This is a genomic window from Aquimarina spinulae (assembly GCF_943373825.1).
Lineage (GTDB): Bacteria > Bacteroidota > Bacteroidia > Flavobacteriales > Flavobacteriaceae > Aquimarina > Aquimarina spinulae.
The window spans coordinates 2,642,753-2,657,347 of the sequence record NZ_CALSBP010000002.1 but is presented as its reverse complement, the minus strand read 5'-3'; the positions used below and the strand labels follow the sequence as shown (position 1 = coordinate 2,657,347).

The window sequence follows — 14,595 nt, the reverse complement described above, 5'->3', positions numbered from 1 at the left end:
AAATTCAATTAGGACTATTTGTCTATTATAGTTGTGAGTACATCTACTATATTTCTATCATTAGAAAGTCTGGGAAGTTTATTTTGCCCTCCTAGTTTACCTACAGATTTCATATAATCTTTAAACCCGTCTTTAGAAACGGGGGTTATTTTTAATGTTTTCAATATTTTTCCTTCGATCAAATCATTATAATATGAATTCTGTTTTCGTAATGAATTCTCAATTTCTAAAGCTAATTTTCTTGTATCTTCTGGAGTTTCTAGAAATTCTATAAACCATTCGTGATAGGGCAATTCACCCTTATCTGGATTAACTTGTGGTGCTACAGTAAAATCATTAATCATTATCCCAGTGGCTTCTATACCATCCTTAATTGCCTGATCAACTTCTTTACCTATCACATGTTCTCCGAATGCTGAAATAAAATGCTTTATTCTACCAGAAACAACTACTCTATATGGTGATGTGTTTGTAAACAATACTGTATCTCCAATATTATATGCCCATAACCCAGCATTAGTAGAAACCAGCATTACATAATTTACTCCTATTTCGACCTCACCAATAGTTAATCTCTTTGGATTTTTTTCAAAAAATTCATCTGCTTTTACAAACTCATAAAACATCCCCGAATCCAGTTGCAATAGCATTCCTTTTTCATTCTGACTGTCCTGAAATGCAAAAAACCCTTCTGAAGCCGGATACAATTCGATACCAGCTACTTTTCTACCAATTAATTTTTCGAATGTAGCTTTATAGGGTTCAAAATTTACACCACCATATATAAAGAGTTCGAAGCCTTTAAAAAGTTCTCCTATAGTTTTATTTGTCTTTTGTTGTAGTTTTTCAAAATACATTTGTACCCATGGCGGAATACCACTTATCACGCTCATATTCTGATGTACTGTTTCTTCAACAATAGCATCGACTTTTTGTTCCCAATCTTCAATACAATTAGTTTCCCAGCTAGGCATTCTATTTTTTTGAAGATATTTTGGTACATAATGCGCCACTATTCCCGAGAGTCTTCCTAATAATATTCCATTTTTTTCACTCATCTCTGGACTCCCCTGAAGAAATATCATCTTACCATCTACAAAATCAGCTTTTTTGGTTTCTTCAATATAGCACAAAATCGCATTACGAGCCGCTCTAATATGAGTAGGCATAGAGTCCTTGGTAAGAGGAATATATTTTGCTCCACTTGTAGTTCCTGATGTCTTAGCAAAATATAATGGTTTTCCTGGCCAAAGTACATCATTCTCGCCAGCTACGACACGATTTACATATGATTTTAATTCTTCATAATCTCGTATGGGGACATTTTGTGTAAAGTCTGAATATGTTTTTATATCCTGAAAATTATGATCTTTACCAAAGGCCGTGTTTTTTGCTTTTTCTATAAGGTCTGCAAAAACTTGTTCTTGAGTTTTTATTGGGTTTGAAGCCCATTTATTAATTTTTTTGCGAATTCGCTTAGCAAATACTTTAGCTCCTAATGTTTTTAAGGACATAGATAATTATTGTTCAAAATCAATAAAGTTAGAAGGATCTGTTGGGTATCCATCTCGCCATAATTCAAAATGTAAATGAGGCCCTGTAGACAACTCTCCCGTAGAGCCTGCTGTAGCAATTACTTCTCCGGCCTTAACTTGTTCTCCTTGTCGCTTGGTTAGAGAGGCATTATGTTTATATACTGTAAGTAAATTATTGCTATGCTTAAGTATAATTACATGACCAGTTTCTGCTGTCCATTCAGAAAAAATTACAGTCCCAGAAGATGCTGCTTTTACCGGAGTATCTTTGGGGACCGCTACATCTATACCATAATGTTTTTCATTCATATTATAGTTAGAAGTGATATTACCTTTTACCGGCGGAAACAATGAAAAATCAGAGCTTGATTTTTCACTTTCGAATAGACTATATTTATCTTCTTTAGATACTTCTTCACGAAGTTTCATATCTTGTTCTGAAGGTTTAAGATCTATCTCTTCAGGATTTAGCTTTTGGGATTGTATTGCAGAATCAATATCAAATTCTACAGTTTTTACATCTCCTGTAAGTACTTTTCTGATTGATTTATAATATTCTTGATTTATATTAATCACCGACTCCAAAGAATCTGTAGTAGCCACCAATCTGTTAGCTCTCAAATTGAGTGAAGTAGAAGAATATCCCGGGATATACTCTCTAAGCGGAGTAAATGCTATTAAAAAAGTGGTCCCTGCTACCAAAACAATTGAGGTAATAGTAACCATTACAAAAACATTAAGCCTGTTTAATTTAAATGATATTCGTTCCTCAAAAGTATCCTCATTAAGGATAACCAGGCGATACTTGTTAAGTAGCTTCTTGGTAATTTTTTTTTGTTCTTTGTTCTTTTTTGCCATAGATTACATCTTCAATAAAGAATGTTATCAAATCGGTATCATTAATCGCAAATATACATAATGAACTCATCTTGGGTTTACCTTTTACCTGCGAAATTTATATTTTACCTTCTAATTTTGTCTTTTTATCAAATTACTACATTATTATTTCAATCAAAAACGCCTTTCTTACAAAAAGTTAATCTTATGAAATGTAAATATTCCTTCAGAGATAAATTCAACTTACTCCATATTAAAACACAACGGTTTTGATATGTAAATCGTCTATTGATTTTGATAAAATTGATATAAAAATCCGTTTTTTAACAGCTAAAAACATATATTTAATCATTTCTTGCTAACTTTGTAATCTAATAGTTAAGATCATGATATTATCTAGTATATTTTTAGGAATGATTGGCCCATGGCAAATTGCTTTAATTGTAGCAATTGTATTGCTTTTATTTGGTGGAAAGAAAATTCCCGAGCTAATGAGAGGCCTTGGTAGTGGTATAAAAGAATTTAAGGATGCCTCAAAAGAAGAAGAAGATCCTAAAATTGACGAAAAAAAATAATTTTTGTATTCAAATACATAAAAACCCAACTTCATGAGAGTTGGGTTTTTTTATTTTTCTGAATGTAATATTGAATACCATCAAATTATTATTGAACAATAAATTTTTTAACGAGAGTTTCTCCTTTTTTAGAAACAGTTAAAAAATATACTCCTTTTGCAAACGAGTGCCTAATAAAGTGTTCATTTTGACTCGCTACTTCACGATAAATTCTTTTACCTATCATATCTATTATCTCTACTCTGGCTCCTTCTAATTCAGAATAGCTAATATTTATCGTATTTTCTGAAGGATTAGGATAAACGATAAGTTCGTTGTAAGATTCATCTACTTGATCTACTTCATCTACTACTATTACTGTTTCATCACTAGAAGCGTCATAGAGAATTCCAAACATACATACGTTCCAAACCATTGTTTCCCAGGTAGTAAATTCATTCCCATTAACTAGAGACCATCCGTCACTCCATCTTCTTAACCCAGGTAAGTCATCCCAAACCGGATAAAGTTTGTCTGTAATAACTCTTTGATATTGCTGACCGCTTCTACCTTCGGTACTGCCATAGACGACTATACCAGGAACATTTCCGATGACCGGTTGTGTACCCCCACCTGGTAATTCACCGTATTTGGTATAGTAACTATCAAGGTGTAACGGACTTATAGGTTGTTTATCTCCCAGTCCTGTTACATAACTATGCCCTTGCGGGTTAAGTCCTAGAGAATAATTGGCATAATTGCTTATCTGGTTATAATAATGCTGCTTATCTTCTTCTGAAGTGCTTAACCGCATCATATAACCAAGGTCTTCTGTATATCTACCTTGTGCAGTAGAAGCTCCCCATCCATTATATTTTGTAACACCTTGCGCATATGGAAAATCATTTTCATTCCAACCCATGTATCCCCCAGTATCAGCCTGAAATTTGAGCGCATTAAGCAATCCTTCGTTTATAGTGGGATCTGTATAAATATCACTTACAAGCAAATAACTAATAAACTGAGAAGATTTAATTGTTGCAGACATATTACCTCCTAAGTACTGATCGGGCCATGTTCCTCCATTAATGATAGTGTTTATTACTTCATCTCTAAATAGTGTATGATACCTATTCTGTGCATCCTCTGTATCATTACCTATCGCAGTAACCAGATACATTTGCAACGCAGCATACAGCATAGCTCCACGATGTGTTTCAGGGACGTAATTTCTGTCTATATAAGACCATGCCTGTTCTGCCTTTGCAAACAAATCCGAAGCTCTGTCAGAATCATAAGGTTCGATAATTCTGGAAGCTTGTGCAAACATTCCGGCTGCTTCAAGAGTTGTTTTTATCCCAACCTCAAAAGTTCCATATTGGCGATCATCTTCATAATCTGCCCTATGTGCTCCATATGTTGGATGCGCCATTGTTTCTGTTCCTTGCATTACTCCTCCAAAATCATCTGGGTTATCCCAGTTATCCTGATTTAGTTGTAAATTTTCCCAAATTAAAACGCCCCATAAAGCTTCATCAAGAAAATCAGGAATTCCATTTCCCGATTCTGGAATATTATATTGCCTGTCAATAAAATTTTGAGGAAATGCTTCAAAAGTTGAAAGCATTGTTATCGGAATAACCGTATGATAAGGCCGTCTGTCAAAATCCCCAGCATCATGATATCCACCTATAACAGCATGCATTTCTGCATCGTCTGGCACATCAATAAAACTCGAAGAAGACCATGTATCCATCGTAAAAGCACTTTCTTCATGGCATATTTCTCTTTCATATTCTGTATATGGTCTTTTGAGTTCGATACCACAACGTTGATGAAACATCCCTCGCGCATGAACTTCGGCTATTTTACGTAAATAATTATTCCCAACGCCAAAGGAATAAGATCTACCAACACCATTTACAACAATATGGTATGGCCCTCCTACAGGAACATTTGATAGGTCTATCCTGTATACGTGTTCACCAGAAGTTGCCAGTCCTATATCGGTATCATCTCCCCAATAGATTAGTTTTCCTGAAGTAATCACAGTATTATTCTCATTAACTATCTGGTAGTCTGGTATCACATCAAACATTGTGGATCCAAGATTGCCGCCGTAATAACCAAAATTGGCATAATTTCCTGTTGCATTTCCGCTATACCCTTCTTGATTTACTTTAATTGATTCGCAAAACACTTCTGTATCAGAAAAAGCTAACGATGTAGTACCATAGGGGCTTACTATAGTATAGTTTGTATTATTTACTAAGTTTTGATTTAATTCGATATATATATTATGTCGTACCAAAATCTCATAATATCCCACGGTCCAATCATACTTTCTTTCGTCATAAACACTAGCCCCTCTTCCTATAGAAACAGGAATAGTGCCGTTTACAGTCCAACCAGAGGTAGAAGGAATTACATCCTGATTCTCTACGCTCATTTCAAGAACAACAACAATAACATTTGAGTTAGCTGTATGTACATCGACGATAGATTGCGCCGAAATAATTTTAAAAATAAATATTAAAATTAAAAACAAGTATTTTTTCATGATAACCTACCAAAATTTCCTGAGTTTCTTAAAGCTTTAAAAACAGGTGTTTTTTACTGATTCTTTTGTCTTAAATAATAGACATTCTTAAAAATCAAACATATGCATATCAGAAAATAATTATGATATAGAATTGGTAGTTATATGGTTTCAGCTAATGAATGGATCTTTTCAATTCATAAATCGACAAATTGATAGAAATGTTAATTTGTGCTTAGTATGGAAACAAGAAATTACTATGGTTTTTGTCTGTATACTTTAGTCTATTAGAGAAAGTTGAATTCTTTTTCTGTTTATATCAACATCAATTACAGTTACCATCAAGTGTTGATGTAATTGTACTACAGCATTTACATCACTAATATATTCGTTTGCTAATTTTGAGATATGAATTAATCCACTTTCTTTAATCCCTATATCGACAAAACATCCAAAATTTGTAATATTATTTACAATTCCTGGTAGTTTCATTCCTGTTTTTATGTCTTCTATGGTTTTTACATTAGGATCAAACTCAAAAACGGTTACTTTTTTTCTTGGGTCTACACCGGGTTTTTCTAATTCTCTAACAATATCGGTTAATGTGGGAAGCCCTACCTCATCGGTAATATAGTTTTGTAGTTTGATTTTTGTAATGGCCTCTCTATTCCCTATTAACTCATTTATAGGAACTCCTGCGTCTTTTGCCATTTTCGAAACCAATTTATATCGCTCTGGGTGTACTGCAGAATTATCAAGTGGGTTTTTAGGACTGGTTATTCGTAAAAAAGCTGCTGCTTGTTCATAGGCTTTTCCTCCCAATCTTGGCACTTTTTTGAGTTCTTCACGTGATTGTATCGCTCCATTTTCTGATCGATACGTTACAATATTCTCTGCAAGTTTTTCACCGATACCCGAAACATAACTTAATAACGGAACACTAGCGGTATTTACATTAATACCCACACCGTTTACACAACTCATTACTACCGTATCCAATTCGTTTTTGAGCTTGGTTTGATCTACATCATGTTGATACTGCCCTACTCCTATAGCTTTTGGATCGATTTTTACTAATTCTGCCAAAGGATCGGCTAGTCTTCTTCCTATAGATACTGCACCCCGCACAGTTACATCATAAGTTGGAAACTCTGCTCTAGCAATTTTGGACGCCGAGTATACTGAAGCTCCGCTTTCATTTACCATAAACACTTGGATTGGTTTATCAAACGGTATCTTTTTGATAAAAGTTTCTGTTTCTCGGGCGGCGGTACCGTTTCCTATAGCAATAGCCTCAATTTTATATGCATTTACAAGAGATCGTATTTTTTTAATGGCACCTGTAGTTTCTCGTTGTGGAGGGTGAGGGTAAATATTCTCATTATGCAGTAAATCACCTTGATTGTCTAGACAAACTACTTTACATCCTGATTTAAAACCTGGATCCAAAGCCAGGATTCTCTTTTGTCCTAGTGGCGAGGCTAATAGTAATTGTTTTAAGTTTTGTGCAAAAACTTTTATAGCATTATCATCTGCTTTTTCTTTAAATTGATTGAGTATTTCTGTAGAGATTGCTGGTGTTAACAATCGTTTATAAGCATCAGAACCAGCCAAAAACATATGATCTGTACAAGCTTCGACATTTGTTTTGATCATCACACTATCTATGATATCTAATGCATCATCTTCTGGTACTGTAATTTTTACTCTTACTATTTTTTCGTTTTCGGCCCTTAAAATTGCTAATAGCCGATGCGATGGACACTTATGCAGTGGTTCTTCCCAATCAAAATATTGTAAGTATTTCTGAGCAGCTACATCATCCTTTTTTGTCTTGATTATGGTAGAGGTTATTGTAGCTTTGCGTTGATATAGTCTTCGTAATCTATTTCTTATTTTTTCATCTTCATTAACCCATTCTGCTATAATATCTCTTGCTCCCTGTAATGCGAGCTCTTCACTAGTAACAGTATCGTTTAGGTATTGCGAAGCTACAAAAAGGATTTCTTCCTCTTTTTGTAGCATAATAATCTTTGCTAAAGGTTCTAATCCTAGTTCTTTGGCGACAGTAGCTCTGGTTTTTCTTTTTTTCTTGTATGGTAAATACAAATCCTCTACTTGTGTAAGTGTATCGGCAGCCAGAATTTTTTTCTCCAACTCTGGTGTTAAAGCTTCTTGTTCTTTGATTGTGGCTAATACACTTTCTTTTCTTTTTACTAAAGCTTCAAAAGCAGTTTTATGTTTTACAATTTCACCGATAGCTACCTCATCAAGATCTCCTGTCATCTCTTTACGATATCTAGAGATAAAAGGAATCGTAGCCCCATCGTCTAGTAAAGAGATAGTTTTAGCAATTTGTTTTTCTGAAACAGGAATCTGCTTCGCTATAAAAGAAACGATACTCATAAAATCAAGTTTTTGGAATCGCTAAATATAATGCCAAAAATGAAAGATTATTTTATACTGAGGAGAAAGTTTTCTACAATTTTTTTAAAAAATTAATTTTCGTATACATATCTCTATGTGATACCTAAATATGTATGTATTGAAGCTATAATTTTACTACTACATATCAGATAAGAAAATGAGATAGTTGTCTTATTTATCAAACTTTATAGACTTTATAATAGCTTCGAGCTCAAACATGTTATCTCTTTTACTAACCGAAGGAGCAAATACAAAACCTTCTAATACCATTAGTCTATTATTAGCAATGTCTTCTATAGCATAATTAACAAATGGGCCTGCCATAAAACGATCTTTGATCTCCCAGGTTCCTTTGGTCTCGAAAGTAAACCTATTATCTAACTCAATTTCGTAAAGGTAAGGTGCATACGCCTCTTCTGTAATAAAATGACCAACTTCTGGAGTAGGAATTTTTACTGTTCCTATAGAATCTCTCATTTTTATGATACTAGAAACTGTATTAGAATCTTTGGTTACCGTTCCTAATGGTAATTCATAGATCATAAGATTCATACTACCATGTTTAACATTTTTACGTATCCAAAAAAACTTGTCTTCTTCAGTAGCAATACGATATGCCGAAGGAATATTTAAAGTGATTCCTAATTTTTCTTGTAGCTGTGGAATCCTCTCTAAAGATTTTTTAATAATAGCTTGTTTCTCTTTGGTTTCTAAAGATTTATATTTTGAAACGATCATTTCATGCTTCTCTCGAATCAAAGTAGTAATGTCATCATCTGTAGCTCCAGAAATTACAGCACCGATTTGAGGATTAGAAAATTTATTTTTTAATAATCCATATTTATTTTCTCCTCCATCTTCTTTTTTGATCCACAGAAAAATACGGCTCTGTTTTGTAAGTCCGGTAAAGGCTTCCATTGGTACCTGTCGCAATGTAAATAATGGTTCTTCTTGAGGTAGACCCGGCACTTCGGCTCCAAAATATTTTCTTATAGTATCACCAACATTACTGTTCCATAGTTCATTATCTACAACCACAGAAAGATGATTTATTCTTCCATTAGAGTGTGCCATAGACTCCTGACTCTTCTGGCTTTTTTCTTTTTTAACCTCTTCTGTACAACTAACAATACAAAGCAGGCAAATAATTGCGAGGGATAATTTTCTCATAAGGTAGATAATATTAGCGGTTATGATTTTGAAAGTTTCAGTGTCATACCTGGTTTTATACCACTACCACTAATATCGTTCCAATTTTTAAGATTTTCGACAGATACTCCTTTAAATTTCTGTGAAATACTCCATAAAGTGTCTCCTGTCTTAACAGTATACACCTCTGAGCTATTAGCTGCAACCCTAGTTAAGGTTTTTTTTGTTGTGGTTTTTCTGGGTTTATCTACTACTGGTCTACGAGGATAAATGGTAAGACGTTGACCAATTCTAAGATTATTACTTCGTAAACCATTCCATTTTTTTATTTGACTTACTCTAACGCCATAGCGTCTCGCAATTCTTCCTAAATAATCACCGCTACGTACTCGATATCGAATCCGATCATTTGCCTCACGATATTTAGGTAATGGTTTTTCGCGCTTATCAAATTCTGCCTTTGCCAATGTATAGATTTGATCTTCATTAGTAACAAAAGAACCAATTTTATCCAATGGTAATCGCAATACATAATCTTCATCTTCGATATATGGAATGATATCTAGTTTATAGGAAGGATTTAGAAATTGTAATTCTTCGATATCAATATTGATATATTCTGAAACCTGATCTAATGTGATCATTTGCTTAACTCGTATGGTATCAGTTTCAAAATATGCAAACTCAGGTTTTCTGGGTTTAAACCCATGTTTGTCTGCATATTCAAAAATATACATTGTTGCTAAAAAAGCGGGTAAGTATCCAGCAGTTTCTCTAGGAAGATTATGCCTGATATTCCAATAGTTTGTATATCCGCCACTACGACGAATAGCCTTGGTCACGTTACCAGGACCCGAATTATACGAAGCCAAAGCAAGATCCCAATCTCCAAATACTTTATATAAATTAGAAAGATACTTACAAGCAGCTTTGGTAGACATTATGGGATCCATACGCTCATCTACATATGAACTTACCTCTAAACCAAACATTTTACCCGTACCAAACATAAATTGCCATAATCCTGTAGCTCCAACTCTGGATTTTGCTCTAGGTTTTAAAGCAGATTCTACAATAGCAAGATATTTTATTTCTAAAGGAATGTTTTGATTGTCTAGCTCCTGCTCAAAAAGCGGAAAATAAAATTCGCTTAGTGCCATTAAGCGCTCCAAATGTTCGTGTCTGTTTTTTAAATACCTCTTGATCACACTCTCTAATGAAGGATTGTACTCTACATTAAAAGGTGTACGTGCATTAAGTTCTGCCAATCTTGCTTTTAACGTATCGGTAGGAAGATCGACATATTCTACGGGTTCATATTTCAGTTCGGTAACTGATTTGTAAATAGTATCAAAAAGGTTAGAGTTATATAATTCTTGCTTCCATATAGAATCTAGCTGTGCCATCTTGGGATGGTCATTTGCGACATAAATTACACTGTCTTTTGCACTCGTCGATGTTAACGTAGTTGTTTGTAGTTCGCCAGTAGTTTTGATTACTTGAGTTGTATCTACTACCCGAACCGTATTTTGTTTTATGTCCTGAGTTTTATTAAGTACAATCTCCTTGGTATTTTTAGGATTTGATTGTTCTTCTGATGATGTTTCTTGTCCCACCAATGAAACCGAAACTAATAAAAAAGAAAGAAAGAATGTGCAATAGTTATTCATTTTACAAATGCATTTGCTTTTAGTTCAACGGAAATTTGGGGCTACTTGTGTTGTTTTTAACATGTTATCAACAATACAGCAGCGAAAATCGGACTTTTTTTTCTAAACTGCAAAAAATCAAGGCGTTAAAAACATTAAAAAAACGGTTAAAACAACCGTTTTTTCATAATTTTTATAAAAATTAAGTGTTTTCCTACAAAATTAGGTGCTATTCATTTTCTATTGCTGCTATTCCTGGTAATGTTTTACCTTCTAAGCTTTCTAGCATAGCTCCTCCTCCTGTAGAAACATAACTTACTTTAGTGCCAAAACCAAATTGTTTTACTGCTGCTACAGAATCTCCTCCTCCTACAAGAGAGAATGCTCCACTTGCTGTAGCTTCTGCTATAGAGTGTCCTAATGCTATTGTTCCTTTAGCAAAATTTTCCATCTCAAAAACACCTAGTGGCCCATTCCATAATATGGTCTTCGATTTCAAAATTACGTCATGAAAAGCTTTCATTGTTTCGGGCCCGACATCAAGTCCTTGCCAACCATCAGGAATTGTATTAACAGCAACAACCTTAGTGTTTGCATTATTATCAAATGCATCTGCTCCCAATACATCAACAGGAAGGTGAATTTCTACTCCTTTTTCTTTAGCTTTTCTTAAAATCTCTAATGCCAGCTCTTGTTTATCATCTTCACAAATAGAATCCCCTATTTGGCCTCCGAGAGCTTTAATAAAAGTATAGGTCATTCCTCCCCCAATAATCAAGTGATCTATTTTATCCAGAATATTCTCGATTATCGTAATTTTTGAAGATACTTTTGATCCTCCCAAAACAGCAGTCACTGGCTTCTCTCCACTTCTTAATACTTTATCAATACTTTCTATTTCTTTTGCTAATAAGCTACCAAAACATTTTCGCTCAGGAAAAAATTGTGCTATAATAGTAGTAGAAGCATGTGCTCTGTGAGCTGTACCAAATGCATCATTTATATAGATATCTCCCAATTTTGATAATTGCTCAGCAAAAACAGCGTCTCCACTTGTTTCATTAGGGTGAAATCTTAGGTTTTCTAATAATAAAACTTCACCAGAGTTTAACGCTGCAACAGCATCTTCTGCCTCCTGACCAACACAGTTAGCTACATATTTTACCTGAACTCCAAGAGTATCTGCAACTTTTTCTACGATATGTCTTAATGAAAATTCATCCTGAACTCCTTTTGGTCTACCTAAATGAGACATCAAGATCGCACTTCCTCCATCTTCTAAAACCTTAATTATCGTAGGTTTTGCAGCCTGAATCCTAGTGTCATCTGTTACTTCAAAATTTTCATTTAAAGGAACATTAAAATCTACTCGAATTAATGCTTTTTTATTTTCAAAATTAAAATCGTCAATTGTCTTCATGATACTGAATTGGTTTTTCGCAAACGAAAATAATTCTATTTCATTAAAAACATCAAAATCTGACAGAAAAATTACCCGAAATCAAAGGTAATTTTTCACTTTTATCAAATTTTTATAAAAACCCTTTTTTCAATAAAAGAATCATAGTTAAATAATCGTATTACTATCAAACCAAAAAAGTTGCGATTTTGATGTTTATTATAAAATCGACTATTCCATCCTATTTTCATACTTACCCATTTAGATACCTTAGAATAAGACAAGTCTTCGAAGCTATTAACACCCTCTTTGTATTGGTAAAACATGCAAATAGGATTTCATTTAAAAATATTATTTATATATTGTATTTACAAAAAAACTAAACAACTATCTAATTATGAGTAATTTATCTGCACGCACACCAAAAAAAATTACAGTAATCATAAGTATTGTACTTGTTCTTTTAGGCCTTCTAGGTTCACATATTCACCCTGTTCTGGCAGCAAATAGTAATTGGCTTGTACTAGCAGGATATGTACTTCTGCTACTGGGAGTTTATCTAAAAGGGTTATAACTTCCTAATTTTCTGTGAAGGTCAACACTAATTTATTTTGTGTTTAGCTCTGGTATTTATAGAAAGGATTTTCTAGAGACAGATAATAAGTAATACTTGTTATGAGTGCACATCCTGAGGTTAAATAAATACCACATGTTTTAATTACTGTATTGGTAATTTATGGATTCTTCAATTTTTATGAGGTTTTATATCTTATAGATCTGCTTTCTTTTTTAGGTATCTCTTATATTTGCCCATGCTTTTCTCAGAAATATTAGGTTTAAAACATATCAAAAGCTATTTGACCACCAGTGCTGATCGTCAAAGAATACCTCATGCGCAGCTTTTTGTTGGCCCAAATGGTAGTGGGACTTTACCTATGGCTATTGCCTATGCACAATACGTTTTGTGCCAAAATCAAAATGGGGAAAATACAAATGGCCTTGAGTCATGTAATGTAAAATTTGATCATCTGGCGCATCCTGATTTGCATTTTGTATATCCTGTTGCTGTAAACGATAAGGTAAAAAAACATCCCACATCTGATCAATTTGCAGAGGAGTGGAGGCATTTTGTAAATGAAAATCCTTATGGAAGTATTTTTGACTGGTATCTTTCTCTTGGAATTGAAAAAAAACAAGGTCAAATAGGAGTAGATGAAGCTCTTGAAATCGTTAAAAAGCTTTCACTAAAAAGCTATGAAGGAGGGTATAAAATAATGTTGATCTGGATGGCGGATAAAATGAATATTGCCGCTTCTAATAAGCTTCTTAAATTAATTGAAGAGCCTCCTGAGAAAACCATATTTATACTTATCACAGAAGATGAGGAGCAGCTTATACAAACCATTAGATCCAGATGCCAGGTATTACATTTTCCTCCTTTGGGAGAACAGGTAATAAAAGAAGCGCTTCAGAAAAAAGAGAATCTTTCTGATAGCGATGCTTTAAAAATAGCACATCAGGCTAATGGTGATTATAGTAAAGCTTTACACCTGCTACACCATGATGGTGGTGATGATCAATTTGAAGATTGGTTTATACAATGGGTACGTACAGCATTTAAAGCCAAAGGGAATAAGTCTGCTGTAAATGACCTAATCACCTGGAGCGAATCTATTGCAGGTACAGGAAGAGAAACACAAAAAAAGTTTCTAAAATATTGCCTGGATTTTTTCAGACAAGCAATGTTACTTAATTATGGTGCAGAAGATTTGGTCTTTCTAGAACCAAATACAAATGGTTTTAAATTAAAAAACTTTGCTCCTTTTATACACGGTGCCAATATTATGGATATCTGTAACGAACTTCAGGATGCTGCTTATCATATAGAACGAAATGGTAATGCAAAAATAATCCTTACCGATCTCTCGATAAAGCTTACTCGATTATTACATAAAAAAAGTTCATAACACATAGTTTGCTACCTGTTAATACTTAAGGATAGTAAATTAAAAACCAACTTTTTTTAGTCCCAAATCTTATTCTATATTTGATACTCTAAACTAATCTCACATGGATAATTTTATAAATAATATTGTTTCAATAACCATCTTACTATTTCTTCTCATTACTTTTTTGCAATCAGGGATCGATAAAATAATCGATTGGAAAGGAAACCTTGGTTGGCTAAAAGAACATTTTGCTTCTACTTTTATGGGGAATATGGTTCCTCTTCTTTTAACAATTGTTTTAATCATTGAAATGATTACGGCTGTATGTTGCGTTATTGGTATTTATTATCTTATTACAGATGATATTACATGCTATGCCATTTTGGCTATGTTTTTAGCCTGTATAACGCTTTTAATGTTGCTTTTTGGACAAAGAGTAGCAAAAGACTATCAAGGGGCCTTAACAATCACCTGTTACTTTGTAGTGGCCATCTTTGGGTTATATGTAGTTTCTTTATAAGAAAAACTATAAAAAAATAAGAAGAGCATCTATTTGG

At 33.7% G+C, this 14,595-nt stretch carries 11 protein-coding genes; 4 read left to right on the top strand and 7 right to left on the bottom strand.

Translation table 11 applies throughout. The features are described 5' to 3' along the window. Positions 1 to 14: 14 nt before the first annotated feature. Together NNH57_RS17145 and NNH57_RS17140 are read right to left on the bottom strand one after the other, a co-directional pair. Complete coding sequence (locus NNH57_RS17145; RefSeq protein ID WP_074405900.1) at positions 15 to 1,514, bottom strand: GH3 auxin-responsive promoter family protein; 1,500 nt, start codon at positions 1,512 to 1,514, stop codon at positions 15 to 17. Between the two features lie 6 nt (positions 1,515 to 1,520). Further along, positions 1,521 to 2,393 carry a M23 family metallopeptidase gene (locus tag NNH57_RS17140; RefSeq protein WP_108808220.1) on the bottom strand — a complete coding sequence of 291 codons (873 nt, stop codon included), beginning with the start codon at positions 2,391 to 2,393 and terminating at the stop codon, positions 1,521 to 1,523. A 365-nt stretch (positions 2,394 to 2,758) separates the two neighbouring features. On the opposite strand from NNH57_RS17140, the gene NNH57_RS17135 reads away from it, so the two are divergent. Further along, positions 2,759 to 2,947, top strand: a complete 189-nt coding sequence (locus tag NNH57_RS17135; protein ID WP_025665469.1) for a twin-arginine translocase TatA/TatE family subunit — start codon at positions 2,759 to 2,761, stop codon at positions 2,945 to 2,947. Between the two features lie 88 nt (positions 2,948 to 3,035). Here NNH57_RS17135 and NNH57_RS17130 read toward each other — a convergent pair whose 3' ends face one another. The 5 genes from NNH57_RS17130 to NNH57_RS17110 form a co-directional block, all read right to left on the bottom strand. After that, complete coding sequence (locus tag NNH57_RS17130; RefSeq protein WP_074405902.1) at positions 3,036 to 5,486, bottom strand: glycoside hydrolase family 9 protein; 2,451 nt, start codon at positions 5,484 to 5,486, stop codon at positions 3,036 to 3,038. A gap of 258 nt (positions 5,487 to 5,744) precedes the next feature. Further along, a complete protein-coding gene (locus NNH57_RS17125) occupies positions 5,745 to 7,871 on the bottom strand; it encodes a Tex family protein (RefSeq protein ID WP_108808221.1) in 2,127 nt (708 codons plus the stop codon). A gap of 192 nt (positions 7,872 to 8,063) precedes the next feature. Continuing rightward, positions 8,064 to 9,062 (bottom strand): DUF4837 family protein, encoded by a 999-nt coding sequence (locus NNH57_RS17120; RefSeq protein ID WP_074405904.1) that lies wholly within the window; start codon positions 9,060 to 9,062, stop codon positions 8,064 to 8,066. A 20-nt stretch (positions 9,063 to 9,082) separates the two neighbouring features. After that, positions 9,083 to 10,711: a LysM peptidoglycan-binding domain-containing protein gene (locus NNH57_RS17115; protein WP_082994719.1), complete on the bottom strand. Its 1,629-nt coding sequence runs from the start codon at positions 10,709 to 10,711 to the stop codon at positions 9,083 to 9,085. A 208-nt stretch (positions 10,712 to 10,919) separates the two neighbouring features. Beyond that, positions 10,920 to 12,110 carry a phosphoglycerate kinase gene (locus tag NNH57_RS17110; RefSeq protein ID WP_074405905.1) on the bottom strand — a complete coding sequence of 397 codons (1,191 nt, stop codon included), beginning with the start codon at positions 12,108 to 12,110 and terminating at the stop codon, positions 10,920 to 10,922. 376 nt (positions 12,111 to 12,486) lie between these two features. Here NNH57_RS17110 and NNH57_RS17105 point away from each other — a divergent pair, with 376 nt between their 5' ends. From NNH57_RS17105 to NNH57_RS17095, 3 genes are all read left to right on the top strand, one after another. Further along, positions 12,487 to 12,663 carry a hypothetical protein gene (locus NNH57_RS17105; RefSeq protein ID WP_159099250.1) on the top strand — a complete coding sequence of 59 codons (177 nt, stop codon included), beginning with the start codon at positions 12,487 to 12,489 and terminating at the stop codon, positions 12,661 to 12,663. A gap of 238 nt (positions 12,664 to 12,901) precedes the next feature. Then, positions 12,902 to 14,056 carry a DNA polymerase III subunit gene (locus NNH57_RS17100; protein WP_074405907.1) on the top strand — a complete coding sequence of 385 codons (1,155 nt, stop codon included), beginning with the start codon at positions 12,902 to 12,904 and terminating at the stop codon, positions 14,054 to 14,056. Positions 14,057 to 14,159: 103 nt separating this feature from the next. Beyond that, the gene (locus NNH57_RS17095; protein ID WP_108808222.1) at positions 14,160 to 14,558 is read left to right on the top strand and encodes a DoxX family protein; all 399 of its coding nucleotides are present in this window, start codon (positions 14,160 to 14,162) and stop codon (positions 14,556 to 14,558) included. Positions 14,559 to 14,595 lie beyond the last annotated feature (37 nt).